This is a genomic window from Klebsiella sp. OBRC7 (genome assembly GCF_000293135.1).
In the GTDB taxonomy this organism is placed as follows: domain Bacteria; phylum Pseudomonadota; class Gammaproteobacteria; order Enterobacterales; family Enterobacteriaceae; genus Klebsiella; species Klebsiella michiganensis.
Genome location: NZ_ALNJ01000050.1, coordinates 78,100 through 100,648, shown reverse-complemented (window position 1 = coordinate 100,648; position 22,549 = coordinate 78,100). Strand labels below are relative to the sequence as shown.

25 protein-coding genes and 1 pseudogene are annotated in these 22,549 nt (G+C 57.3%); 12 read left to right on the top strand and 14 right to left on the bottom strand.

The window, feature by feature from the left end; genetic code table 11:
• Positions 1-137 precede the first annotated feature (137 nt).
• The 4 genes from HMPREF1144_RS31345 (at position 138) to HMPREF1144_RS11740 (ending at position 3,113) form a co-directional block, all read left to right on the top strand.
• Positions 138-302, top strand: coding sequence for a DUF1127 domain-containing protein (locus tag HMPREF1144_RS31345; RefSeq protein WP_004098259.1), 165 nt, complete (start codon positions 138-140; stop codon positions 300-302).
• Between the two features lie 218 nt (positions 303-520).
• A complete protein-coding gene (locus tag HMPREF1144_RS11750) occupies positions 521-985 on the top strand; it encodes a MarR family winged helix-turn-helix transcriptional regulator (protein ID WP_004128530.1) in 465 nt (154 codons plus the stop codon).
• Between the two features lie 6 nt (positions 986-991).
• Positions 992-2,059, top strand: coding sequence for an HlyD family secretion protein (locus HMPREF1144_RS11745; protein ID WP_004098264.1), 1,068 nt, complete (start codon positions 992-994; stop codon positions 2,057-2,059).
• Positions 2,049-3,113 carry a DUF2955 domain-containing protein gene (locus HMPREF1144_RS11740; protein WP_004098265.1) on the top strand — a complete coding sequence of 355 codons (1,065 nt, stop codon included), beginning with the start codon at positions 2,049-2,051 and terminating at the stop codon, positions 3,111-3,113. The genes HMPREF1144_RS11745 and HMPREF1144_RS11740 overlap by 11 nt, the downstream gene beginning before the upstream one ends.
• A gap of 2 nt (positions 3,114-3,115) precedes the next feature.
• On the opposite strand, the gene HMPREF1144_RS11735 is transcribed toward HMPREF1144_RS11740, so the two are convergent.
• Positions 3,116-4,030, bottom strand: a complete 915-nt coding sequence (locus tag HMPREF1144_RS11735; RefSeq protein WP_004098266.1) for a LysR substrate-binding domain-containing protein — start codon at positions 4,028-4,030, stop codon at positions 3,116-3,118.
• Positions 4,031-4,342: 312 nt separating this feature from the next.
• Here HMPREF1144_RS11735 and HMPREF1144_RS11730 point away from each other — a divergent pair, with 312 nt between their 5' ends.
• Genes HMPREF1144_RS11730 through HMPREF1144_RS11720 form a run of 3 tightly spaced genes read left to right on the top strand, consistent with a single transcriptional unit; the run spans position 4,343 to position 6,610 of the window.
• On the top strand, positions 4,343-5,026 hold the full coding sequence (locus tag HMPREF1144_RS11730) for a nucleoside recognition domain-containing protein (RefSeq protein ID WP_004098267.1): 684 nt from the start codon (positions 4,343-4,345) through the stop codon (positions 5,024-5,026).
• Positions 5,019-5,486, top strand: coding sequence for a YjiG family protein (locus HMPREF1144_RS11725; protein ID WP_004098268.1), 468 nt, complete (start codon positions 5,019-5,021; stop codon positions 5,484-5,486). Before HMPREF1144_RS11730 ends, HMPREF1144_RS11725 begins: the two co-directional genes overlap by 8 nt.
• A 20-nt stretch (positions 5,487-5,506) precedes the next feature.
• Positions 5,507-6,610, top strand: coding sequence for a M20 peptidase aminoacylase family protein (locus HMPREF1144_RS11720; RefSeq protein ID WP_004098269.1), 1,104 nt, complete (start codon positions 5,507-5,509; stop codon positions 6,608-6,610).
• 59 nt (positions 6,611-6,669) lie between these two features.
• Here the strand turns inward: HMPREF1144_RS11720 and HMPREF1144_RS11715 are convergent, their stop codons facing one another.
• From HMPREF1144_RS11715 to HMPREF1144_RS11700, 4 genes are all read right to left on the bottom strand, one after another.
• Entirely contained in the window at positions 6,670-6,924 is a 255-nt protein-coding gene (locus HMPREF1144_RS11715) for a DUF3343 domain-containing protein (protein ID WP_004098270.1), read from the bottom strand.
• Positions 6,921-7,688, bottom strand: a complete 768-nt coding sequence (gene yjiL, locus HMPREF1144_RS11710; protein ID WP_009652827.1) for a putative 2-hydroxyacyl-CoA dehydratase activator YjiL — start codon at positions 7,686-7,688, stop codon at positions 6,921-6,923. The genes HMPREF1144_RS11715 and yjiL overlap by 4 nt, the downstream gene beginning before the upstream one ends.
• 8 nt (positions 7,689-7,696) lie before the next feature.
• Positions 7,697-8,848 (bottom strand): double-cubane-cluster-containing anaerobic reductase, encoded by a 1,152-nt coding sequence (locus HMPREF1144_RS11705; RefSeq protein WP_004098273.1) that lies wholly within the window; start codon positions 8,846-8,848, stop codon positions 7,697-7,699.
• Between the two features lie 82 nt (positions 8,849-8,930).
• A complete protein-coding gene (locus HMPREF1144_RS11700) occupies positions 8,931-9,170 on the bottom strand; it encodes a DUF2164 domain-containing protein (RefSeq protein WP_009652824.1) in 240 nt (79 codons plus the stop codon).
• 374 nt (positions 9,171-9,544) lie between these two features.
• Here HMPREF1144_RS11700 and HMPREF1144_RS11695 point away from each other — a divergent pair, with 374 nt between their 5' ends.
• Together HMPREF1144_RS11695 and HMPREF1144_RS11690 are read left to right on the top strand one after the other, a co-directional pair.
• A complete protein-coding gene (locus tag HMPREF1144_RS11695) occupies positions 9,545-10,756 on the top strand; it encodes a phosphoadenosine phosphosulfate reductase (protein ID WP_004098275.1) in 1,212 nt (403 codons plus the stop codon).
• On the top strand, positions 10,756-11,382 hold the full coding sequence (locus HMPREF1144_RS11690; RefSeq protein ID WP_004098276.1) for an IbrB-like domain-containing protein: 627 nt from the start codon (positions 10,756-10,758) through the stop codon (positions 11,380-11,382). Before HMPREF1144_RS11695 ends, HMPREF1144_RS11690 begins: the two co-directional genes overlap by 1 nt.
• A 10-nt stretch (positions 11,383-11,392) precedes the next feature.
• On the opposite strand, the gene mdtM is transcribed toward HMPREF1144_RS11690, so the two are convergent.
• The 4 genes from mdtM to HMPREF1144_RS11670 form a co-directional block, all read right to left on the bottom strand.
• Entirely contained in the window at positions 11,393-12,634 is a 1,242-nt protein-coding gene (gene mdtM / locus HMPREF1144_RS11685) for a multidrug efflux MFS transporter MdtM (protein ID WP_009652859.1), read from the bottom strand.
• Positions 12,635-12,797: 163 nt separating this feature from the next.
• Positions 12,798-14,087 (bottom strand): DUF445 domain-containing protein, encoded by a 1,290-nt coding sequence (locus HMPREF1144_RS11680; protein WP_004098278.1) that lies wholly within the window; start codon positions 14,085-14,087, stop codon positions 12,798-12,800.
• Entirely contained in the window at positions 14,080-14,742 is a 663-nt protein-coding gene (locus tag HMPREF1144_RS11675) for a LysE family translocator (RefSeq protein ID WP_009652849.1), read from the bottom strand. Before HMPREF1144_RS11675 ends, HMPREF1144_RS11680 begins: the two co-directional genes overlap by 8 nt.
• A 46-nt stretch (positions 14,743-14,788) precedes the next feature.
• Entirely contained in the window at positions 14,789-15,604 is an 816-nt protein-coding gene (locus HMPREF1144_RS11670) for an AraC family transcriptional regulator (RefSeq protein ID WP_009652834.1), read from the bottom strand.
• 29 nt (positions 15,605-15,633) lie between these two features.
• On the opposite strand from HMPREF1144_RS11670, the pseudogene HMPREF1144_RS34000 reads away from it, so the two are divergent.
• The 3 genes and pseudogenes from HMPREF1144_RS34000 to HMPREF1144_RS11660 all read left to right on the top strand — a co-directional run.
• Positions 15,634-15,711, top strand: a pseudogene (locus HMPREF1144_RS34000) (Rpn family recombination-promoting nuclease/putative transposase); the annotation flags it as partial.
• Positions 15,712-15,723: 12 nt separating this feature from the next.
• Complete coding sequence (locus HMPREF1144_RS11665) at positions 15,724-16,116, top strand: transposase (RefSeq protein ID WP_009652856.1); 393 nt, start codon at positions 15,724-15,726, stop codon at positions 16,114-16,116.
• Positions 16,117-16,294: 178 nt separating this feature from the next.
• Positions 16,295-17,665: an NAD-dependent succinate-semialdehyde dehydrogenase gene (locus tag HMPREF1144_RS11660; RefSeq protein WP_009652829.1), complete on the top strand. Its 1,371-nt coding sequence runs from the start codon at positions 16,295-16,297 to the stop codon at positions 17,663-17,665.
• 45 nt (positions 17,666-17,710) lie between these two features.
• Here HMPREF1144_RS11660 and HMPREF1144_RS11655 read toward each other — a convergent pair whose 3' ends face one another.
• From HMPREF1144_RS11655 to HMPREF1144_RS11635, 5 genes are all read right to left on the bottom strand, one after another.
• Positions 17,711-18,031 carry a hypothetical protein gene (locus HMPREF1144_RS11655; RefSeq protein WP_004098289.1) on the bottom strand — a complete coding sequence of 107 codons (321 nt, stop codon included), beginning with the start codon at positions 18,029-18,031 and terminating at the stop codon, positions 17,711-17,713.
• Positions 18,031-18,576: a YfaZ family outer membrane protein gene (locus tag HMPREF1144_RS11650; RefSeq protein ID WP_004098290.1), complete on the bottom strand. Its 546-nt coding sequence runs from the start codon at positions 18,574-18,576 to the stop codon at positions 18,031-18,033. The genes HMPREF1144_RS11655 and HMPREF1144_RS11650 overlap by 1 nt, the downstream gene beginning before the upstream one ends.
• Before the next feature lie 348 nt (positions 18,577-18,924).
• Positions 18,925-19,881, bottom strand: coding sequence for a GTPase (gene yjiA, locus HMPREF1144_RS11645; RefSeq protein ID WP_004098291.1), 957 nt, complete (start codon positions 19,879-19,881; stop codon positions 18,925-18,927).
• Between the two features lie 11 nt (positions 19,882-19,892).
• The gene (locus tag HMPREF1144_RS11640) at positions 19,893-20,096 is read right to left on the bottom strand and encodes a YbdD/YjiX family protein (RefSeq protein ID WP_004098292.1); all 204 of its coding nucleotides are present in this window, start codon (positions 20,094-20,096) and stop codon (positions 19,893-19,895) included.
• Between the two features lie 109 nt (positions 20,097-20,205).
• Positions 20,206-22,356 carry a carbon starvation CstA family protein gene (locus HMPREF1144_RS11635; RefSeq protein ID WP_004098294.1) on the bottom strand — a complete coding sequence of 717 codons (2,151 nt, stop codon included), beginning with the start codon at positions 22,354-22,356 and terminating at the stop codon, positions 20,206-20,208.
• Positions 22,357-22,549 lie beyond the last annotated feature (193 nt).

Below are 22,549 nucleotides of genomic sequence, written 5' to 3'. Positions count from 1 at the left end.
TACAGATTGGCGGTAAAAATGAGGTCTGCTGTACGTTTTAGCGAATCTGTATGTTAAAGAAAAGTATTTTGTGAATCTGTATTGTTTAGCCCCGGATCCGTGAAGATAAAGCCTCTGGCAAGGTGAGGAGGTAGAGGATGGAATTTCACGAGAATCGGGCAAGACAGCCGTTTATCGGCTTCGTATTTCTGGCGCGGATAATCAAAAAATGGTGGCTTCGTGAACAAACGCGCAGGACATTGCAGCGTATGAGCGACGAACAGCTAAAAGATGTCGGGCTGCGTCGGGATCAGATCAATTAAAAAATGCGATTTATTCCCTGGCATTTCCCCGGAGGCGGCGCTTGACGCGCCTGTCCGGGGGGCTACCAAACCGCGCTGTTCTGTAGCCCCGGTAAGCGCAAGCGCGACCGGGGATAATACATTCATAGAATTTATCAATTCATGCTTATCCCCTCTTCGTTTCTTGATACTTATCGTGATAAGTATTATTTTCCTCACCGTTAAGTGAGGAAAAAAAGATGACCGAAGACGACCTGTTTGCCCGCCGCCCGATGGGCATGCGCATGGCGATGGTGGTGCGCCAGTGGCGCGCGATTATTGATTCTGCCATTACCGACACCGGCCTGACCCAGTCAAGCTGGACGGTGCTGATGCAGCTGCATCAGTTGGGGGATAACGTCTCGGTCAGCGAGCTGGCGGAGGTGCAGGGCATTGAGCTGCCGCCGCTGATGCGCACCCTCACGCAGCTGGAAAAGCAGGGCTATCTGCTGCGTTCAACATCGCCTTATGACAAACGCATACGCCTGCTGACGCTGACGGCGGAAGGCCGCGCTATTCTGGAGAAGCTGAACCGCGTGATTGAGACCTATCAACAGCGCGTCACCGAAACCCTCCCTGAAGCGCAGCTCGCCGCCTTTAGCGCCACGTTAAATCAAATCGCCTGCAATCTGCGGACTATCCGCGAAGAAGATAACAAGATCTAAAACACTATGATGACCCCTGAACAGAAATTTGCCCGCTGGGTAAGGGTGAGTATTGCCGCCTTCCTGGCCATATTCGCCTGGTTTATCGTTGCCGATATCTGGATCCCGCTCACGCCGGACTCCACCGTGATGCGCGTGGTCACGCCGGTCTCGTCGCGCGTCTCCGGCTATGTCTCCCATGTCTATGTGCACAACAACAGCCAGGTGAAGAAGGGCGACCTGCTCTATGAACTGGATCCGACGCCGTTTATCAATAAAGTGGAAGCGGCGCAGATCGCCCTTGAACAGGCGAAACTCAGTAACCAGCAGCTGGACGCGCAGATCGCCTCTGCCCGCGCCAACCTGCGCACCGCCCAGTACACCGCGCGCAACGATAAGGTGACCTTCGATCGCTACCAGCGCCTGAGCACCATGCAGAACGTTTCCCAGTCGGATCTGGATAAAGTGCGCACCACCTGGCAGACCAGCGAGCAGTCGGTCAGCGCGCTCAACGCCAGTATCCAGAATCTGCTGATCCAGCGCGGCGAGCGCGACGATGGGCGCAACGTCACGCTGCAGAAGTACCGCAACGCGCTGGAAGAGGCGCAGCTTAACCTCGGCTGGACGAAGGTCCGCGCGGAGACCGACGGGATGGTGAGCAACCTGCAGCTTAACCCCGGTCTGTACGCCACCGCCGCCACGCCGCTGCTGGCGCTGGTGAGCAATCAGACCGATATCGTCGCCGATTTCCGTGAAAAGAGCCTGCGCCACACCGGCGTCAATACCGATGCCGCGGTGGTGTTTGATGCGCTGCCGGGGAAAGTCTTCCCGGCGCACGTCACCAGCAGCGATGCCGGTATTCTGGCCGGCCAGGAAGAGGTCAATGGCCAGCTGTCGCAGCCGGAGCAGTCCACCCGCTGGGTGCGCGACGCGCAGCGCATGCGTATTCACGTCGCCCTGGACGAGCCGCTGGATAAGCCGCTGCCCACCGGCGCCCGCGCGACGGTACAGCTCTATAACAGCGATGGCCCGTTCGCCCGTACCTTCGCCGGCGCGCAGATCCATCTGGTGAGCTTCCTGCACTATGTCTATTAATACCCTGGCGCGGGTTTTCACCCCGCACGGCAACATCGTCTACACGGCGAACGATTTTCGCCAGACCCTGCGCATCGCCGTGGCCGGCACTATCGCACTGAGCATTTCGACCTTCTACGACGTACAGTACGGCGTCTTTTTCGTGGTTTATCCGCTGATGCTGCTGTCGCTGGTGCCGGTATTTAACCGTCACGTGGCGCGGCAGTTTGTGTTCAGCGCGGCGGTGAACTGCGTCGAGATGGTGTTAATCGTCGGCTATCTGTCGCAATGGCCGGTGATTATGACCCTGGTGGTGTTTGGCCTGTACGTGATGCGCTTTCGCTTTATGAGCCAGGGGCCGCTTTTTTTGCTGGGATCGATGGGCGTGGTGTGTCAAAGCACGATGCTCAACTTTATGAGCTATCCCACCAGTAACTGGCACACCCTGATGTTCTCCAATATGGAGGCCTGCGTGATGGCGGTGGCGCTCAGCGCGCTGCTGAACTACTTCATCCCGGACGTTGAACCGCGCAAGCCGCCGCCGCGCATTGAAAAAGACGCCGCTCGTATTCGCCATGAATCGCTGCTCTCCGGCAGCGTGGCGACAATGATCTTTGTGATCTTTCAGGTCTGCGACCTGAGCGACTCGCTGTCGGCGCTGATGGCGGGAATTTTAATTCTGTTCCCGATGCACTATCGCGGCGCGGTGATCAGCTCGATCTGGCGGGTGGTGGGGGTGGTGCTGGCCTGCCTTTATATCCTGGTGGTGCAGCTGATTATCTACGACTTCAGCAACCATATGGTGCTGATGATGCCGCTGATTGGTCTCGGTCTGGCGTTTAGCGCCCGCCTGCACGTGATGGAGAAGGTGGGGGCCGGCGTGGGCTTCGCCAGCATTACCACCATCGGCATCATGTTCGGCCAGAACCTGCATCCGGACCAGGACCTGGTGTTCAGCGATCTGTACCGCATCACTTCCGTCACCGTGGCGCTGATCGTTACGCTGACCATGGTCTTTCTTATGCATCGGCTGCTGAACTGCTTTGCGCCAACGCGGTTCGTGGTGACCGAATAAGCTCAGGCCGCCAGCGCCCGCTGCGCGTCGCGAAAAGCGTTGTGCAGCAGCCGCCACATATGATGCGCCGCCGGCGAAAAGCGGCGGTCGGAGTTGCGTAGCAGGTGGCACTGGGCGCTGCTGGCGATAGGATGATCGATGGGGACCGCGGTCAGAATACCGTGGGCGATCGCCTCCCGGGCGGCGTATGCGGTCATAAAAGAGATCCCCAATCCCGCCTGGCTCAGGCTCATGGCGGTCGAAAAGAGGTTGCAGCGATAGGCGGGGTGAAACTGCCGTCCGGCGGTTTTGAACATGGCGTTCATATGGCGCTGCAGGCCAAAGCTGTCGGTGAGCGCGATCAGGCGATATTGCGTAAGCTCATCGATGGTGACGGCGGGCAGGGCAGCGATGGGATGCTGTGGCGAGACCACGGCGCAGATAGGGCCCCACTGAAAGCTGTGGCGTTTAAGCTCCGGGTTGCCGATGGGGCCGAAGGCAACCGCCATATCCGCTTCGCCGCTGGCGATATCGTTGAGCATCTCCTGCATGCTGCCGACAATAATATCCACGAATACGTTAGGCCAGGACTGCGCAAAGGTGCTCATCACCGATTCAATAAAGGTGGTGACCAGCCCGCCGCCAATCCTCACTGAAATTGTCCCGCCGCGCATATGGCGTAAATCCTTCAGGTGACTTTCCAGCTTTTCCCGGCGCTGACGGCTTTCGAAGTAGTCCTCCGCCAGCAGACGTCCGGCTTCGGTCAGCACCACGTTTCGCCCCTGGCGTTCCAGCAGCGGCAGCTCCAGCGCCCGTTCCAGCTGCGCTATCTGGCGGCTGATGACTGACGGGTTGATGCCCAGCATATCGGCGGCCCGGCGAATGCCTCCCTGAATCCCGACTTCATACAGATAGCTCATTGGCCTCTCATGCAACATCGTTTCTCGCTCCTTTGTTGACCTGTAGTCAACAATAACACCCTTTCACAGGTATTTATCATCCCGGCAAGTTATAGATAATCGTAATTCGGACAAAAACTGGCAGGGAGGAAAATTCTCATCGCTTATTTCCGGCGTGCTATTAAGGTGGCAAGGCTCGGGAAGGTGAAGAATAAGAAATGGTGATGATGCTGAGTAAGGGAATATGGAAAAGCCTATCAGTGAAAATAATAAATTCGAATAACAATAAATTGACATAATTTCAAATTGCAAACAATCGCACTAACATTTCATTATGTGAGAGGACAGGGTATGAGTGAAAATAAAACGTTGGAATGTTCCTCCGACGAAACGGCAAATGAGTGGAAAGTCGGGCCCGGAGCCTGGATTTCACTGATTATCGTATTGTTAGTTTTCTCCGGGTTGCTGTTTAAGGTTGAAGGCATGGCCTGGCTGGGGGCGTTTGACTTTACCACCCTCGGCGGCGCGTTCGGCACCATGAAAACGCCGGAAACCAACACCTTTATCGGCAGCGGCGGCATCAGCGCCAAGGCCGGCTTTCTGTTTGCCCTGTCGCTGGTGCCGACGGTGATGCTGGCGCTGGGGCTGCTGGAGATATTTACCCACTACGGGGCGATCCGCGCGGCGCATAAACTGCTGACCCCGCTGCTTCGCCCGCTGCTCGGGATCCCGGGTTATACCGGCCTGGCGCTGATTACCGATTTACAGAGTACCGATGCCGGCGCGGCGCTGACCAAAGAGCTGTATGACAGCGACAAAATAAATCGTAAGGATCTGGTTATTATGGGCGCCTGGCAATATTCCGGCGCCGGCCTGATTAATAACTACTTCTCGATTGGCTCAGCGCTTTTCGCTTCGTTAACCATTCCTATCATTATTCCGCTGCTTTTAATGTTTGTGCTGAAATTTGTCGGCGCGGCAATCACGCGTCTGGTTCTGAATACCGCTTATAAAAGGGATTTTGAAAATGAATAATTCGGCAAAAGTCGGTAGTAACCCGTTCGATATTTTTGTTATCGGTGCACGCAAAGGATTTAATATCGCCATCAACAATCTGATGCCGAATGTATTAATGGCCTACGTGATCGCTGAAATGCTCAATTTGCTCGGCGTGATGCAGATCATCGGCCACGTCTGCGCGCCGCTGATGGGCCTGTTTGGCCTGCCGGGTGAAGCCATTACCGTATTGCTGACCTCCTGGCTCTCCGCCTCTGCGGGAACCGGCGTGGCGGTGAGCCTGTTGAGCAAAGGCACCCTTAACGTGGCGGATATCACGATTCTCATCCCGGCGATTTTCCTCATGGGTTCGCAGCTTCAGTACATGGGGCGCCTGCTCGGCGTGGCGGATGTCCCGAAAAAATATTGGCCGCTGCTGATGGCGGTGAGCGTTATCAATGCCGTCATCGCCATGCTGGTCATGCGCGTGATTGCATAATAGAAGGCAAGGAGTAAGACGTGTCGCGAACTTTAGAGCATTTCAATTATCTGCATCAAATCCCTGAACTGGGCTTTGAGGAGCACAAAACGTCGGCATACATCGGCGATGTATTAGAAGCCGCGGGGTTTCAGGTTCAGCGCAACGTCGGCGGCACCACCGGCATTGTTGCGCTGCTGGATAGCGGTAAGCCGGGGCCGGTCGTGGCGCTGCGGGCGGATATGGATGCGCTGGGCCATATCATCGATGGCCGCTTAGAGGCTCGCCATACCTGTGGCCATGACGGGCACTCTTCGGTGGTGTTGACCGCCGCGGAAGAGATCCTCGCCGAAGGGCTGGTGAAGCGCGGGAAGCTGAAAATACTCTTTCAGCCCGCCGAAGAGCTGGGCACCGGGGCGATCGCGCTGACGGAAGCGGGCGTGCTGGACGACGTGGAGATGCTGTTCGGCTTCCACCTCAGGCCGCTGGAGGAGTGCCCGAAGGGCAAGGCGGTGCCGGCGATGTACTACTCCGCCTCGGCGACGGTGATGGTCGATTTCCATGGCAAAGCCGCGCATGCCGCCCGGCCTCACCTGGGCGTTAACGCGCTGGATGCCGCGTCGCACGCGGTGCAGGCGGTAAACGGGATTCATCTGGCGCCTTCGCTGACCTGGAGCGCTAAAGCGACGCGCTTTCTGTGCGATGCGGGGGTAACCAACTCGGTGCCGGCGAAAGCGCACGTGTGCTGGGATCTGCGCAGCGCGGAAAATGACGGCATGGCGACGCTGAAAGAGCGGGTGGTGCGGGCGATAGAGAGCAGCGCGGCGGCTTATGGCGCCACCGTTGATATCCAGATCGTCAAGGAGATGCCCGCCGCGATTATCGACGAACAGGCTACGGCTATCGTCAGCCAGGCGATTCGCGAGGTCTTTGGCGATGCCGGATTAACCGACGCGAAAAGCACGCCGGGCAGTGAAGACTTTTTCCACTACCTGCGCCTGCGTCCAGAGGTGAAGGGCGGGTTCTGGGGGCTGGGCTGCGACCTGCTGCCGGGGCTGCATCATCCGGAGATGCACTTCGACCGCGCCGCGCTGGCGGATGGCGTGCGGGTGTTTAAATCCTGCGTGCGCCAGCTGCTGGGCTGAGGGAACAAACCCGGATATTGTGCGCGCTGTACGCCGCCGGGCGATGATTCGCGCGCTGGTTACGCCTGCGGCGGAAACTGAGCCAGCAGCTGATAATCATCCCCGGCGACGCGAAACAGGGCTGCCGTTTGGCCGGGGAGAATCCACTTCTGTTCTTCGCCCGGCTCACAGCTCAGATAAATACAAAGCCCGCAGCCGCCGCGCAGCTGGCGCGGAATGTCCTTCACCCGGAAGGACGCTCCCGCCGCCTGCAGGGCTTTGCGCATCCGCACTACCCCCACCGTTGAGTGAAATAAAAACAGATATTCCGTCACCGGCGGCTCCTCTGACGTAAGCCGATCAGCGCCGCGCCGATCGCCCCGGCAAACTGCGCGTCGGGATGCGTTTGTACCGCCATACCCACGTGCCCCTCAAGCCTCCGCGCGAAGGCCGTGCAGTGGCTGACGCCGCCGGTAAACAGCAGCGGCCCCTGCGCCGACAGACGGCCGATAAAATTGGCGCTGCGTCGGGCCATGGCGTTGATCACCCCGGCGAGGATCGCCTCCGGCGGCACCCCGGCCGAACGCAGGCTGATGACCTCGGATTCGGCGAATACCGTGCACATGCTGGTAATCGTATGGGGTTCAACGCCTTCGGTGATGCTGTCGAGCTGTTCGACGCTGGCCCCCAGCGTACGCGAGATCACTTCCAGAAAGCGCCCGGTGCCCGCCGCGCATTTATCGTTCATCAGGAAATCGGTGAGATTACCCGCGTCGTCCAGCTGGATAACCTTGCTGTCCTGGCCGCCGATATCGATGACCGTCCGGGTCTGCGGGGCCAGCAGCCGCGCGCCGAGCCCGTGGCACGAGATCTCGGTGACCTGCTTATCGGCAAAATCCACCAGCTGGCGACCGTAGCCGGTTAAGGTTAAAAAGGGGCGCTCGCTCAGGCCTGCGCGGAGCGTTTCCCACGCCTCAACGATGGCGTCGGCGGGGCGAAACGGCGTCGGGCAGAGAAAGCGGCGCTGAATCACGCCGTCTTCAAGCAGGATGCCTTTGGTGGCGGTCGATCCGGAATCAATCCCTACGGTAACGGTCACGCGCGCTCCTAAAGCATCTCAATAAAGGCCGCCACGCGGGTGCTGAGCTGGCCGATATCCGCCGTCGAATAGTCGGTCTCAATGGCGATATAGGGGATGTCGTGCTGCTGGCGCACGTGGCGTTTTATCGCCAGCGACTCCACCGCGTAGGTATGGCAGGCCTGCAGAATGACGTCTACCACTCCGTCGGCCTGGTACTCTTCTACCATTTGACTAAGCAGGGACAGGCGCTGGTCGTTCGGCGAGATGCAGGAGCAGCCGATGGCGAGATATTTATCGGTCAGGGCGTCGTAAACGTCGCCCGTCTCCTCCACGCAGCGCTCGGTGGCTTTCGCGCCGGTGCAGTTTTCAAAACCGACCACCCAGCCGCCGTTGTCCTCAATGGCCTTCACCACTTTTTCCGCCGCGCCGCCGATCGGGCAGCCGGTGATCAGAATACGCGGCCGCGCCGCCAGCCGTTTGCCCTCTTGCCACTGCAGGCGTACCCGATCGGCCATGTCGTTGAGCTCATCGATCAGCGCCGCTTTATCGAAGCGGAAGGTCGCGCCGTAGACCACTTTTAAAATATCGCTGCCGCTGAGCGCGGGCGGGTTGAGCTGCCCGACGCGATAAAAGTTCGCCAGCGCCCGCCGTTCGCGGTTCTTGAGGAGAATCGCCTCGCGCAGGGCGGCTTCGGTAATCGGCGTACCAAAGCGATCTTCCACCACCTTCTGCAGGCGCAAAATTTCCGCTTTCCACAGCGCCCGCGAGGCATCATCGCTGGCGCTGTTCGGCAGCTGCATCACGTGCACGGCTTTGAATTCGGCCATGTATTCGTACATTTTCTTTTTGCCGTCGCAGGTGGTTTCGCCCACCACGAGGTCGGAAAAGTAGAAATAGGGGCATTTGTCGGTCTTGCCAAAACCGTAGCTGCTTTTTATCAGCGGACAGAGGTTGCGCGGCAGATCCTTTTCCGCCTCTTCAATCGTCTCGTCGGAGGTGGAGCACAGCGACACCACCACCGCGCCCGCGGCCAACGGGATCTCCTGCGGCATAAAGGTGCAGTAGGTGCCAACCAGCGGAATATTTTGCTCTTTAAGCTCCATGACCGTGAGGAAACCCTGCTGGCGGGCTGCGGAGAAGTGGTCAAAAATGGCGGGTAGATCGGTGATAAGCGACATGGTTTTCCTTCCCCGTACACGGGAGATGATGAAAGAGGTCGCATTATAGCCACATTTTGTATGGGTATTTATTGATCTTCCGCTAATAGACTTTTTTCAGATCCATCTCTTCCTGAATCCGATCGCCCCACGCAAGGTGGGTGGCGATGGCCGCATCAATCCCGGCGTTATAAAACATCGGACCCAGCTCTTTCGCAATAAAGTCGACAAAGAATTCCGCGTCAAATTGCTCCAGCTCCAGCTCAAAATTCTCTTCGCAGTATTTAGACAGCTTCTCGCGCAGCAGATCGCGTTGCGGCGGGCTGAGATCGATATCGCTCATGGCGTTCCTTAATCTTTATTGTTACGGTGAATCAGGGCCGCTGATTATATCCGATCGCGGAGAGTCAGTTGCGATATGGCGTGATGTTTTTGGCCGCAATAAAGGATATTGATGACCTCGGTTGGCGGAGAATTGTGACTGAGATCACAGCATTCCCGAGAAAACGAAGATAATAGGAGTTATTCTCGTAACTTTATGAATTTAAATGAGATAGTATGATTTTTATGGTGTGAATAACATTTAGTCGTGCTCGCCTTTTTTCAGCATGTTCGGTATCTGGATGAATAATCTATGAACCTGTTTTCAGGTTATCTGGCTTACGGGATTTTTCTATAAGTACATTCTGACGGCGATTCATTTATCAGGGGTGAAGGATGAAACGCGTAAAACTGAATATGAATGTTTTTGACGCTGCTCTGATGCGCCTGGATTGGGTATTTGATACTTTCGAGCAGGTCTGTTTATCTTTTTCGGGTGGTAAAGACTCGACGGTATTATTTCATCTGGCGGCGGCCGTTGCGCGTAAAAAAGGGAAAAAGTTTGCGGTATTGTTCGTGGACTGGGAAGCGCAGTATTTATTAACCATCCAGCACGTACAAAATATGAAAGAGCGCTATCAGGACGTGGTGAGCCGCTTCTACTGGGTGGCGCTGCCGATGACCACGGTGAGCGGCGTATCGCAGCATGAGCCGGAATGGGTCGCCTGGCGGGCCGGGGTTGAATGGGTCAGGCAACCGCCGGATGACGCCATCACTGATGCCGGTTTTTTCCCTTTTTATCAGCCGGAAATGACCTTTGAAGCGTTTATACCGGCCTTTTCCCACTGGCTGGCTGCGGGGCGTAGTCTCGCTTCGCTGATCGGCATCCGCACCGACGAGTCGCTGCATCGCTATATGGCGCTCACTTCGCCGACCAAACTGCGCTTTGAGGACGATAAACCATGGACCACCGCCTCGCCGGAAGGGTTCAGCTACACCTGCTATCCCCTCTATGACTGGCGGACCCGCGACATCTGGATCTTTAATCACAAATCGCGGCTCCCCTACAACCCGCTCTATGACCTGATGCACCGCGCTGGCGTACCGCTGAAAAATATGCGCGTCTGCGAGCCCTTCGGCCCCGAGCAGCGGCGCGGGCTGTGGCTTTATCACATTCTTGAGCCGGAGACCTGGGAGCGGATGTGCCGTCGGGTCTGCGGGGCGCACAGCGGCGCGATTTACGCCAACGCCAGCGGCGACTACTTTGCGCTGAAGACCAAAATCCGCAAACCGGCGCATTTTAGCTGGCGCGAGTATGCGCTCTTTCTGCTCGACAGCATGCCGGAAAAAACCGCCGAGCATTACCGTAATAAAATCGCTATTTATCTGCACTGGTACCAGACCCGCGGTTTCCCTGTCGATATTCCCGACGAGCAGGAAAAAGATCTCGGCTATCGCGATGTTCCCTCATGGCGCCGCATCTGCAAGACGCTGCTGAAAAACGATTTCTGGTGCCGGATGCTGTCGTTCAGCCCGACGCAGCCAAAGCACTATGAGCGCTACTGTCGGCTGGTGAGTAACAAACGTAAAGAGTGGAGGACGCTTTGATGTCACCGGATGTGGCTAAGACAGTGATTGAGTATCTCGAGTCGTTTGACGATATTGACCTGAAAATCAAAGCGATTAACGAGCTGAAGAGCCTGATCCACCAGCACAGTCCCTTCTGCCGCGAGCCGGTGGACTGCGTGCTGTGGGTCGAGGCCAAAACGGTTGAGGCGAATGACTACAACCCCAACGTGATGGCGACGGTGGAAAAAAAGCTGCTGGAACGCTCTATCGAACTGGATGGTTTTACCCAACCGGTAGTGGTGGCTCGCCAGCAGCGACGGCACCTGGTTGTCGACGGCTTTCATCGCCACCTGATTGGTAAGAGTCGCCCGGAGCTGAGCCGGCGCCTGCATGGTTATCTTCCGGTGACGCTCATCAATGCCGAGCGCGAAGGGCAGAAAGAGCGCATCGCCGCCACCATTCGCCATAATCGCGCCAGGGGCAAACATCAGATCGCGGCGATGTCCGACATCGTCCGCGATTTACATCGCCAGGGCTGGGACGATCGGCGCATCGGCGAAGAGCTCGGTATGGATGCGGACGAGGTGCTGCGTCTGAAACAGATCAGCGGCCTGACGGAGCTGTTCGCCGACGAGAGCTTTAGTGAAGCCTGGACCGTGGAGTAGCTAATGTGGGCTACTCCTGCGCCAGCTCGGCTTCCGGCTGCTGGCGTATCCGGCTTAATAAACCCGCCAGACAGCACGCGGCCGCGATCCCCGCCGCCACCCCCAGCAGATGAAAAGGCAGCCTGCCGCCGTTAAACCACAGCCAGCGCGCCGCTTCGATAGAGAGCGCGCTGACGCTAAGGATCACGATATTCAGCGACGCGGAAACGGTGCCCTTTGGCAGATCGTTGGAAAACAGGGTAAAGCGGAACAGCGTTGGGAAGATCAGCCCGATGCCGAAGGCGTAAAAGCAGGTGCCGATTACCGACCACAGCCAGACGTGCGGCCACAGCAGGTTGCCAAGGATCAGGATCGCCAGCCCGGTCATCTGGATGGGCACCGCGCGCCAGATAAAGCGCGGGCGCGTCGGGTCTTTGACCCAGCGCGCTACCGACAGGTTGGCAATAATCACTGCGCTGAAGACCGGCACCTGGGTCCAGGCGAACTCGGCGGTGGTCAGCCCGCCGTCGTCAATCAGGATAACCGGCGAGACCGCAACCCAGCTCATCAGTGGAATATAGCTGAGCGAGAGCGTGGCGGCGCCGAACAGAAAAACGCGGTTGCGGAAAACATCGCGGAAATCGCGCAGCACGCCGCTGGCGCTGAAGGGGACGTCGCCGCGCCGGACGGTCTCCGGCATATTCAGCAGCAGCCCCAGCCAGGCGATAAACCCCATGACGGCAATAATCCCGAACAGCACTTTCCAGTGCACGAAGTGCATCAGCGCCGCGCCGGAGAGCGGGCCAATGATCGGCGCGATCAGCACGATCGAGGTAATAATCGCCATCAGCTTAATGGCTTTTGTCTGGCCGAACGCCTCCTGCACGGTGACGTAGCCAACCGTAGCGATAAAACAGATGCTGGTGCCCTGAACAAAGCGCGCGGCGAGGAACTGCTCCATTGAGGTGGTGAACAGGGTCGCGAAGCAGGCCAGGGTAAAGATCAGCGCGCCGGTGAGCAGCACCGGACGGCGGCCGATACGATCGGAGAGCGGCCCGAGAAGCCACTGTAGCGCCATGCCGCCGGCCATATACAGGCTGACCGAGGCGGGAGCCAGCGCCACGTCGGCGTCAAAGTCGCGCACCACGTGGATAATCCCCGGCTGGATAAGATCGGTGGTCAGATAGGCGGCAAAGTCATAGAGGATCAGCGCTGCCGGGAAGAAAAGCGTGGCGGAATGGCGGGCGAAAAAACGGGTCATCCATTGCAACATCGGTGGGCTCCTTGTTGAGTCTCTACGCCATAAATAGCCGTTTATGCGCGCACTATTTCAGCACTTCACACTGCAATAAATTTAGGGTCAACCTAAATATCCATGTGTTTTTAATGGTTAATGTGTATTCATGTAAGAAATACATTAAAAACAAAAAGTTGAATTAAATATGTAAATGCAGCAGCGCCGGAATTTGTGAAAACAGCCACAGCAGCAGACCGATAGTGCCGCCAACCAGCGTGCCGTTGATGCGGATAAACTGCAGGTCCTTACCAATGTTCAGCTCGATTTGTCGGGACATATCGCGGGAGTCCCAGCTTTTGACCGTATCGCTGATATGGCGCGTCAGGAAGGCGGCAAACTCCGGGGCCACCCGGTGCGCCGCCTGCTCAAGATGTTCGTTCAGCGATTCGCGCAGCGCCGCATCGTGGAGCAGCGTTTCGCCAAACCACTGACCGGCTTCGGCAATGCGCTGCTTAATGCGTGAATCGTCACTATTAACATCGTTTTTAACCCAGCCGCGCAGATCGGCCCATACCTCGCCCAGATAGCGGTTAAAGGTCTCATCGTTTTTCAGATACGCTTTGATATTGTCCGCTTTTTCCGCCATTAGCGGATCGGACTTCAGGTTGTCGATCAGCTTTAGCGCCGCGCGATCGAAGGCCTGGCGGATCTGATGGGCGCGATCCTGACTCACTTCGTCGAGCAGCGTGTTAACCGCATCGGTAACCATTTCAGCGCTGTGCTCGCCGAGCCATTCGGTAGGCAGCAGCCTGGCTTTAAGCGGATGCTCGGTCTCCAGCCAGTGCACGATACCGCGGGCAATAAACGCCCGCGAGCTGTCGCGCTGGAGCAGGGCGATCAGCTGGCTAATCAGCGAATCGAGCAGCTTCTGGTGACGGTTGTCGCGCGTCAGCCCCTCCAGCATCATAGCGCTGGTTTGGGTTAAATCGACCTTATCAATCGCTTTATGCACCGCCCGACGCAGCAGCCGCTGAATGCGCGCGTCGTCGGTGAGCTCGAGAAACCCGCTCATCACCTGCAGCAGATGCTGGCCGACCCGCCGCGCGTTTTCCGGCTGGCTGAACCAGTTACCGAGCATCAGCGCTGGTTCATAGCGCCGGATCAGCGCCACCAGCGACGGCGTATCGAGAAATTTTTCCTGCACGAAATAGCCGAGATTATCGGCAATCCGGTCCTTATTACGCGGAATAATCGCCGTATGCCGCGCAACGAACGGCAGCGGAATACGGCGGAACAGCGCCACGACCGCAAACCAGTCCGCCAGCGCGCCGACCATTGCCGCTTCGGAAATAGCCTTTAGCGCACCGACCCATGGCGTTGGCGGCAGCACGAGGGTAGTGATAAAAATGGCGGCTGCAATCAGCAGCAGCGAGAGCGCCAGCAGCTTGGCGCGTTTCAGTTCAGCGAGTTTTTCCATAAGCTTAAGCATATAGCCTGACGGCGAACTCGTGCAAAAACTGCCACACAATCCAACAACCAAAAGCCATCAATACGCCGCCGGCCGTACGCTCGACTCGCCAGACGACGGCGGAAAGGCGGCGCTGCACCGACGGTAGCGCAATCAGCGTGACCAGCAACAGATCCCATATCAACACCACGCTGGTCATCCAGGCTCCGCTGACGGCCTGCTGCACCAGCGTGACGTTCGGGCCCAGCAGGGAGGTCATCAGCGCGAGGTAGAACAGCGCGTTTTTCGGATTGAGCAGCGAAGAACCCAGCCCGAGAAAAAGCTGTTTCACCAGCGGCGGGCGCGAAGCCGAGGCGCCGTGCAGCGCCAGCGTGGCCGGGCGGCTTCTGAGCAGCAGGCTGCCAATCCACAGCAAATACGCCGCGCCCAGCAGCTCAATCACCGTAAACAGCAGCGGCGCCTGGCGCAGGATCTCCCAGCCGATAATGGCCAGAAGAATATACAGACCGTTTCCGGCGGCAATGCCGAGACACAGGCCGACGCTGCCGCGCAGGCGATAGCGGATGGCGTAGCCCACCAGCAGAAAAAAATCCGGCCCGGGACTCAGCAGGGCGACAAAATGGGAGAGCGCCAGCGCGGGGAAGGCGGAGGGAAAGAGCGTAGCGAGTATGTCCATAGCAACCTCAGTATTAATCTGAGGTCACCTTACGCCAGCGTAAACGCTAATTATTGTCTGTTATTGATCGGGACTGCGCATACTGGCGCGGCGTGGCGGCGGTATAGCTGACAAAGGTTTTATGAAAGTGGCTCTGGTCGGCAAACCCGGCCTGGTAGCCGACATCGGCGATATTATCCCCGGCCCGCAGGCGCGTTTTGGCGAACTCAATCCGCGCGATATTGATAAAGCTGGCGGGCGTCAGGCCGGTATCCTGCTTGAAGGCGCGGATCAGCGTCTCTTTGCGCAGCGCAAACTCATCGGCGAGGCTATCCAGCGTCGGCGGCGCCTGCAGATTGGTTGCCAGACGACTGAACAAACGCGCGCTGGTTTGGCTAAGCGCCACAGGCGCGAGCGGGCGCAGCGGCAGGCCGCGCAGCAATCGGGCGACGCTTTCGGGTAACGTGGCGGTGTTCTGCTGGCTCATCAATTCCACGATCTGCAAATACCGGGCAAACAGTTCGGCATCGCGTATTACCGGCTGGGAGGCTATTAACCGTTCTTGATGCGCATCGTTGGCCAGCTGTCGTCGGCACCAGCTTAGCTCGAGATAGAGCATATGGTAGCTGCGCGGCTGGCCGTCGCGCGGATTGCAGCTGTGGGGGGCCTGGGCGGGGATAATAATCAGATCGCCCGGCCGCAGCAGATACTCCTGCCCGTTGCAGATACAGCGCGTTTCCCCCTCGATAATCGCCCCCACGGAGAGCTGCGGATGGCGATGACGTTTATAGGCCTGGCGGCTGTTCCAGGTACTGCGCAGCTCCAGCCAGGGCAGATGTTCGTCGCGCCAGAAGGTTTGCTGAATATCGCGCGTATGGCTCACGGTGGGCTCCTTAGCTGAGAGGGATAGCTGTTTATACCATGCCGTTTCCGCTGGTGGATATTACCGTCGTGCCTGATGACGAAATTGTCCAGCATCGAAGAGTCGCCTGACTGGAGCTGATGCAAAAACCTATTCGTCAGCGCGATTTGCTGGGCATTGTGGAACCTCTGACGGCCATTTTGCTTAGCGGATACGCTAATGACAGGCAGCTAAAAACGCTGTTTAATTACCTGATTCATTTGGGAAAAGTGTTTCGATTGGGGGAATTTATCCGCGAAGTGGCCCAGCGTGTTCCGCAGCATAAGGAGAAGCTCATGACTATCGCCGAAAGGTTACGTGAAGTGGGGCGCAGGCAGGGGAAGCGGGAAGGTCGACTTGAGGGCGTTGAGGAGGGGCCGCGGGCCGAAGCGCTGCGTATTGCTCAAACGATGGTTGCCGAAGGTATGGCCCTGGAAACGGTGCTGAGAATTACCGGTTTGTCGGAGGAGGACATTCGGGCCGTTATTCACTAACTCATTGATATTATGTTTTTATTCCTGAGCGATTTATGCCGATAGCGCGCTACGTTTCATTTCTGGAAAATTCTGTATCTCTCTGAGTTTGGCCGCATCCTCAGCTATCTCGACTACCCTTAATATCCTGTGCGGTATTTATGACTGCGTTAACAGCGATAACAAGGAGACATACGATATGGCTTATCAGACGGTGAATCCTGCCAATAACCAGCTTATTAAAGAGTTTCCGGCACACAGTGATGCGGACGTAGAAGCGGCTCTGCAGAAGGCGGATGCGCTTTATCATTCGCCGTGGGCGAAAGGGGATATTGACCAGCGCCTGCCGGTACTGCATAAACTGGCGGACTTGATCGACAGCCGGGTTGAAGAGTTGGCGAAAATCGCCAGCCAGGAGATGGGCAAACTGATTGAGCAAAGCCGCGGTGAAGTGAAGCTGTGCGCGCAAATTGCTCGTTACTATGCCGACAACGCCAAACAGTTTCTGGCGCCGGTAAAATATCCGTCAGAACTGGGCGAAGCCTGGGTTGAACACCATCCTATCGGCGTGTTGATGGCGGTAGAACCGTGGAACTTCCCTTATTATCAGCTGATGCGCGTGCTGGCGCCGAACCTGGCGGCGGGGAACCCGGTTATCGCCAAACATGCCAGCATCGTCCCGCACTGTGCGGAAACCTTCGCCCACCTGGTACGCGAAGCCGGTGCGCCGGAAGGGGCGTGGACTAATCTGTTTATTTCTCAGGATCAGGTGGCGAAGATTATCGCCGACGATCGCGTACAGGGTGCGGCCCTGACCGGGTCGGAAAAAGCCGGTGGCGTGGTGGCGGCGCAGGCGGCTAAACACATCAAGAAAGCGACGCTTGAACTGGGCGGAAACGATGTCTTTGTGGTCCTGGACGATGCCGATCTGGCGGAGGCGGTGAAGATCGGCGTGCAGGCGCGGCTCAACAATGCAGGCCAGGTGTGCACCGCGGCGAAGCGCTTTATCCTGCATGAAAAAATTGCCGACTCGTTCCTGAGCCAGTTTACCGAGGCCTTCCGTCAGGTGAAAATCGGCGATCCGCTGGATGAGAGCACGACGCTGGGGCCGCTCTCCTCAAAAGATGCGCTGGATACACTGACCAGGCAGGTGAACGACGCGGTGAAAAACGGCGCGAAGCTGCACCTGGGCGGTAAACCCGTGCAGCGGGAGGGCAGCTTTTTCGAGCCCACCATACTCACCGGTATTACCCGCGATAACCCGGCTTACTTCGAAGAGTTCTTCGGCCCGGTTGCGCAAATCTACGTGGTGAAAGATGACGATGAGGCGGTGAAGCTGGCTAACGATTCGCACTATGGCCTTGGCGGAGCCGTATTCAGCCAGGATATCGAAAGAGCGAAACGCATGGCCTCGCGGATTGAAACCGGGATGGTCTATATCAACTGGCTAACCGATACCGCGCCGGAGCTGCCGTTTGGCGGCGTTAAGCGTTCCGGGTTTGGCCGCGAGCTTTCCGATCTCGGGATTAAAGAGTTTGTGAATCAGAAGCTGGTAGTCGTGCATAAATAACGGCGTGAAAGACAAAAACCTGCCATCCGGCAGGTTTTTTTGTGTTCACTGAACTTCAATCTTATCCCAGCCGCTCTTAAACATGCAGCTGTCGACGAGCGTATCTCTGCGCCCCTCATTGGCGTCCTCGACCGTATAGCTGGTGGAAATATCCTTTTTCTTGTTCTTTTTGTCCGTTTTTTCCGAGCTTGAACCGGTAACAACGTTATCCGGGGGGAGATCGATCAGCGCCTGCGCTTCGCATTCCGTGAGCTTTTTATTCATCTCCGTATCGCTGACGCCCGGCTTCACCCATTTGTACTGGACGCAGCCTGACAGCAGCACGGTGAAGCTCAAAACGCAAAGCGCGGCGAAGCGGCCGTTCATCAGAAGGTAACCCCGCCGCCGACATAGGCGCCGTCAATCAGCGTGTGGCCCGGACGGCCATCTTTGCCGTCGACGCTGACATGGCGATAGCCCACTTTCAGCGTGACCGGGGTGATTGGCGTCCAGCTTACGCCGCCGTTGGCTTCAACGTAGTTTTTGACGCTATTGTTCAGGCCCTCCGGTGCGGCATAGCCCTCACCATAGAGATGGATGCTGTCGGTCAGGGCAACGTTGACGCCGCCGCCGATGGGGAAGGCCACGCCGTTATCGCCTTTTTTAGGGCCGAGGTAGATGGCTTTCGCGCCGGCATTGAACATCACCGGGCCGAGTTCCAGGTTATAACCCGCGCCGACGCCGCCTGTCTGGGTACCGTCATCGGTATTTTTGAGCCAGTTGCTTTCCACATACAGGCCAGAGGAGGATTTCCCCATTTCCAGATTCAGGTTGGTGAAGTTCTTGCCCTGCTCAACGGTGCCGCCCATCGCGAGTGCGGATCCCGAGACGGCAGTCAACGCCGAGAGAAGAAGGATATTCAGCTTTTTCATGTTTTATGCCTCATCATTACATTACGCGGAGGGCACCTTAACAATCGATTTTTATGACTGCAAATCAGCAAGTGATGACTGCTTTATGCTAATTTTGTTATTAGATATATTTATTTGTGTTGTTTGTTAGTTGTTTTTACTGCGGAGTCAATGGGTAATCTTTAGCCGTTGAGCGTGAGTTGAATCTTTTGGCTAAATATTCGCTGAACGGGTGAGAAAAAGCGGTTGTAGACGCAATAATTGGCTTTCTAATTATTTCCAAAAACATTTCTATTGTTACATATAAGAACGAAATTTTACATTTCAGCCGCGCATTCCCCCTCCAGAAGAGGGGGGCGAGCGACATGACTACTTGCGCAGGCTCGCAAATGCGGTGCGAATCTCATCTTCCGGAAGCTGTATCCCAATAAACACCAGGGTACTGTGCGGCCGCTCATCGCCCCACGGCCGGTCCCAGTCGGCGCTGTATAGCCGTTGAACGCCCTGGAACAGCAGGCGGTTGGGCTCGCCGTCGATCCATAGCATCCCTTTATAGCGCATCAGCTGTTCAGCAAAGGTGAGCAGCAGGTTTTCCATCACCCGCGACACGTCGCTGATATCCACCGGATAATCCAGCTCCACCACGATAGACGACACGTCGTTCTGCTTATCGGCCATAAAGTGGAAGCGCGGTTTGCTGCTGACCACGTTCTCTTCCAGCATAAAGCCGCTGGTGTTAAACAGCAGATTCAGGTCGATATCGCCGTGGGTGACGTTGTAAATCGGCGCGCGGGCGTTAATACGCATCAGCCGTTCGCGGAGCTTGTCGCTGTCGCCCGCCACGTCAGTTTTGCTGAGCAGGATACGATCGGCGTAGCCCACCTGCGACTGGGCAATGGTGAACTGATTCATCTGCTGGTCGGCATGCACCGCGTCAACCAGCGCAATCACGCCATCCAGCAGATAGCGTTCACACAGCACATCGTGAGAGAAAAAGGTCTGGATGATCGGGCCGGGGTCGGCCATGCCGGTACATTCGATCACCAGCCGGTCAAAATCAATTTCTCCGCGATCGCGGCTGTCGAGCAGATCGAGCAGGGCGTCTTCCAGCTCGTTGGAGCGGGTACAGCAGATGCAGCCGTTGGTCAGGGTTTTAATCTGCGTGGCGCGATCGCCGATAAGCTGGTCATCGACGGCGACTTCGCCAAATTCGTTTTCGATAACGGCAATTTTAAAGCCGTGCCGTTCGTTCAGGATATGGCGCAGCAGGGTGGTCTTACCCGCGCCAAGAAAACCGGTGAGCAGGGTGACTGCAATCGGTGCCATGTTTGCCTCCATTAGCAGCAGCGTACGCCGCCTTTGCCGTCGCCGCCGTAGCGGGCCTGCTGGCGTTCGCGAAAGAATTCATCGTAGGTCATGTACGGCTTGTCCGGATGGTTAGTCTGCATATGCTCGACGTAATTATCGTAATCCGGAATGCCAATCAGCATTTTCGCTGCCTGACCGAGGTATTTTTTTGCCTGACCTAAGTTACCAAACATTGTGAGTCCCAGAGAACGAATAAAGCCGGATGGCGGCTAGCGCCTCATCCGGCCTACAAACATTCGTTTGTGTAGACCGGATAAGCGTAGCGCCATCCGGCATTAAGGTTTAGTGATGGGAAGAGGTCTTCACGCCGCCTTCCGGTACCGGCACGTACGGGGTCTCTTTGTCGGTACGCACTTTATTGTTGCGCACGTTGAGCCAGGTTTTGATGCCGTAGAAGATGATGCTGTAAACCACCACCAGGAACAGAATGCTCAGACCCGCGTTAGTGTAGTTGTTCACCACGATATGGTTCATGTTGGCAATCTGCTGCGCGGTCAGTTCGCCGCCGGCGGCGATCTTCTCTTTATACTGCTGCGCCATGAAGAAGAAGCCTTCCATCTGCGGGTTGGTGCTGAACAGTTTCAGACCCAGCGCCCAGGTGGTGCACAGCAGCAGCCATGCGGCCGGGATCACGGTGACCCAGATATATTTGGTGCGCTGCATTTTGACCAGCACCACGGTGCCGAGCACCAGCGCCACGGCGGCCAGCATCTGGTTAGAGATACCGAACAGCGGCCACAGGCTCTTCACGCCGCCCAGCGGGTCGACCACGCCCTGATACAGCAGGTAGCCCCACAGGCCGACGCAGCCCGCGGTACCGATAACACCGGCCACCAGCGAATCGGTTTTCTTGAGGAACGGCACGAAGTTGCCCAGCAGATCCTGCAGCATAAAGCGGCCTGCACGGGTACCGGCATCCAGCGCGGTAAGGATAAACAGCGCTTCAAACAGAATACCGAAGTGGTACCAGAAGCCCATATCCGCCATCGGGATGATTTTGTGGAACACATGAGCGATACCCACGGCCAGCGTCGGCGCGCCGCCCGCGCGGTTCAGTACCGACGGTTCGCCGATATCTTTCGCGGTTTGCAGGATTTGCTCAGGTGAGATCACGAAGCCCCAGGAGCTGACGGTCGCTGCCGCGTGTGCGGTGACATCCCTCAGCTGCGCGGCAATCAGCGCGGCGTTCTCACCGCCCATTTCGTGCAGGTTCGGCATGGTGATGCCCAGACCCGCCGGCGGGGTGTTCATCGCGAAGTAGAGGCCCGGTTCGATAATTGAGGCCGCTACCAGTGCCATGATAGCGACGAAAGATTCCATCAGCATCGCGCCGTAGCCGATAAAGCGGGCGTCGGTTTCGTTAGCCAGCAGCTTCGGCGTGGTGCCGGAGGCGATCAGGGCGTGGAAGCCGGAGACCGCGCCGCAGGCGATAGTGATAAACAGGAACGGGAACAGCGCGCCTTTCCACAGCGGACCGGTACCGTCAATGTACTGGGTCACCGCCGGCATTTTCAGGTCCGGGTTGAGGATAACGATACCCAGCGCCAGGCCGACGATCACGCCAATTTTCAGGAAGGTCGCCAGGTAGTCGCGCGGCGCCAGAATCAGCCATACCGGCAGCAGCGCGGAGATGAACGCGTAGCCAATCAGGGTAAAGGTAATGGTGGTGTCTTTAAAGGTCAGCGCCGGGCCCCAGTACGGGTCGTGGGCAATGATGCCGCCGAACCAGATGGACGCCACCAGCAGCACGATACCGATAACTGAAACTTCACCCACGCGGCCCGGACGCAGGAAGCGCATATAGATACCCATAAACAGGGCAATCGGCACGGTCGAGCAGACGGTGAATACGCCCCACGGGCTTTCCGCCAGCGCTTTCACCACGATTAACGCCAGCACCGCAAGGATGATGATCATTATCAGGAAGCAGCCGAACAGCGCGATGGAACCCGGCACCGGACCCATCTCCTGCTTGATCATTTCCCCCAGCGAGGCACCGTTACGGCGCGAGGAGATAAACAGCACCATAAAGTCCTGCACCGCTCCTGCCAGCACGACGCCCGCCAGCAGCCACAGGGTACCCGGCAGGTAGCCCATCTGCGCGGCGAGCACCGGGCCCACCAGCGGACCGGCGCCGGCAATCGCGGCAAAGTGGTGGCCGAACAGTACGTAGCGGTTGGTCGGAACGTAGTTCAGGCCATCGTTGTTAATCACCGCAGGCGTGGAGCGCGTAGGGTCGAGCTTCATGACCTTTTGCGCGATATACAGGCTGTAATAACGGTAGGCGACGAGGTAGACGGAAACCGACGCCACCACGATCCACAGCGCACTGACGTGCTCGCCGCGGCGCAGAGCGACGACCGAGAGGCAAAATGCCCCGATGATTCCAAGAATCACCCAGGGTATGTGCTTGAATAACTTTTTAGTATCCATAGTAAAACCTGGCTTAATAAGATGAATAATGGGCCGAAGCCGTCTGGGTTTAGTTAGGGTTTGAGGAGGCATTGATTAGCTATGCTGGGGACCATCTTGCCAGAACGTCGCGCGCGTAAAGTTGGGTAAATCTGTGAGTGGTTATATTCGGGGTTAAGCGGTCACTTGCGAGGGTAAGCGGTTGGGCAGGAAT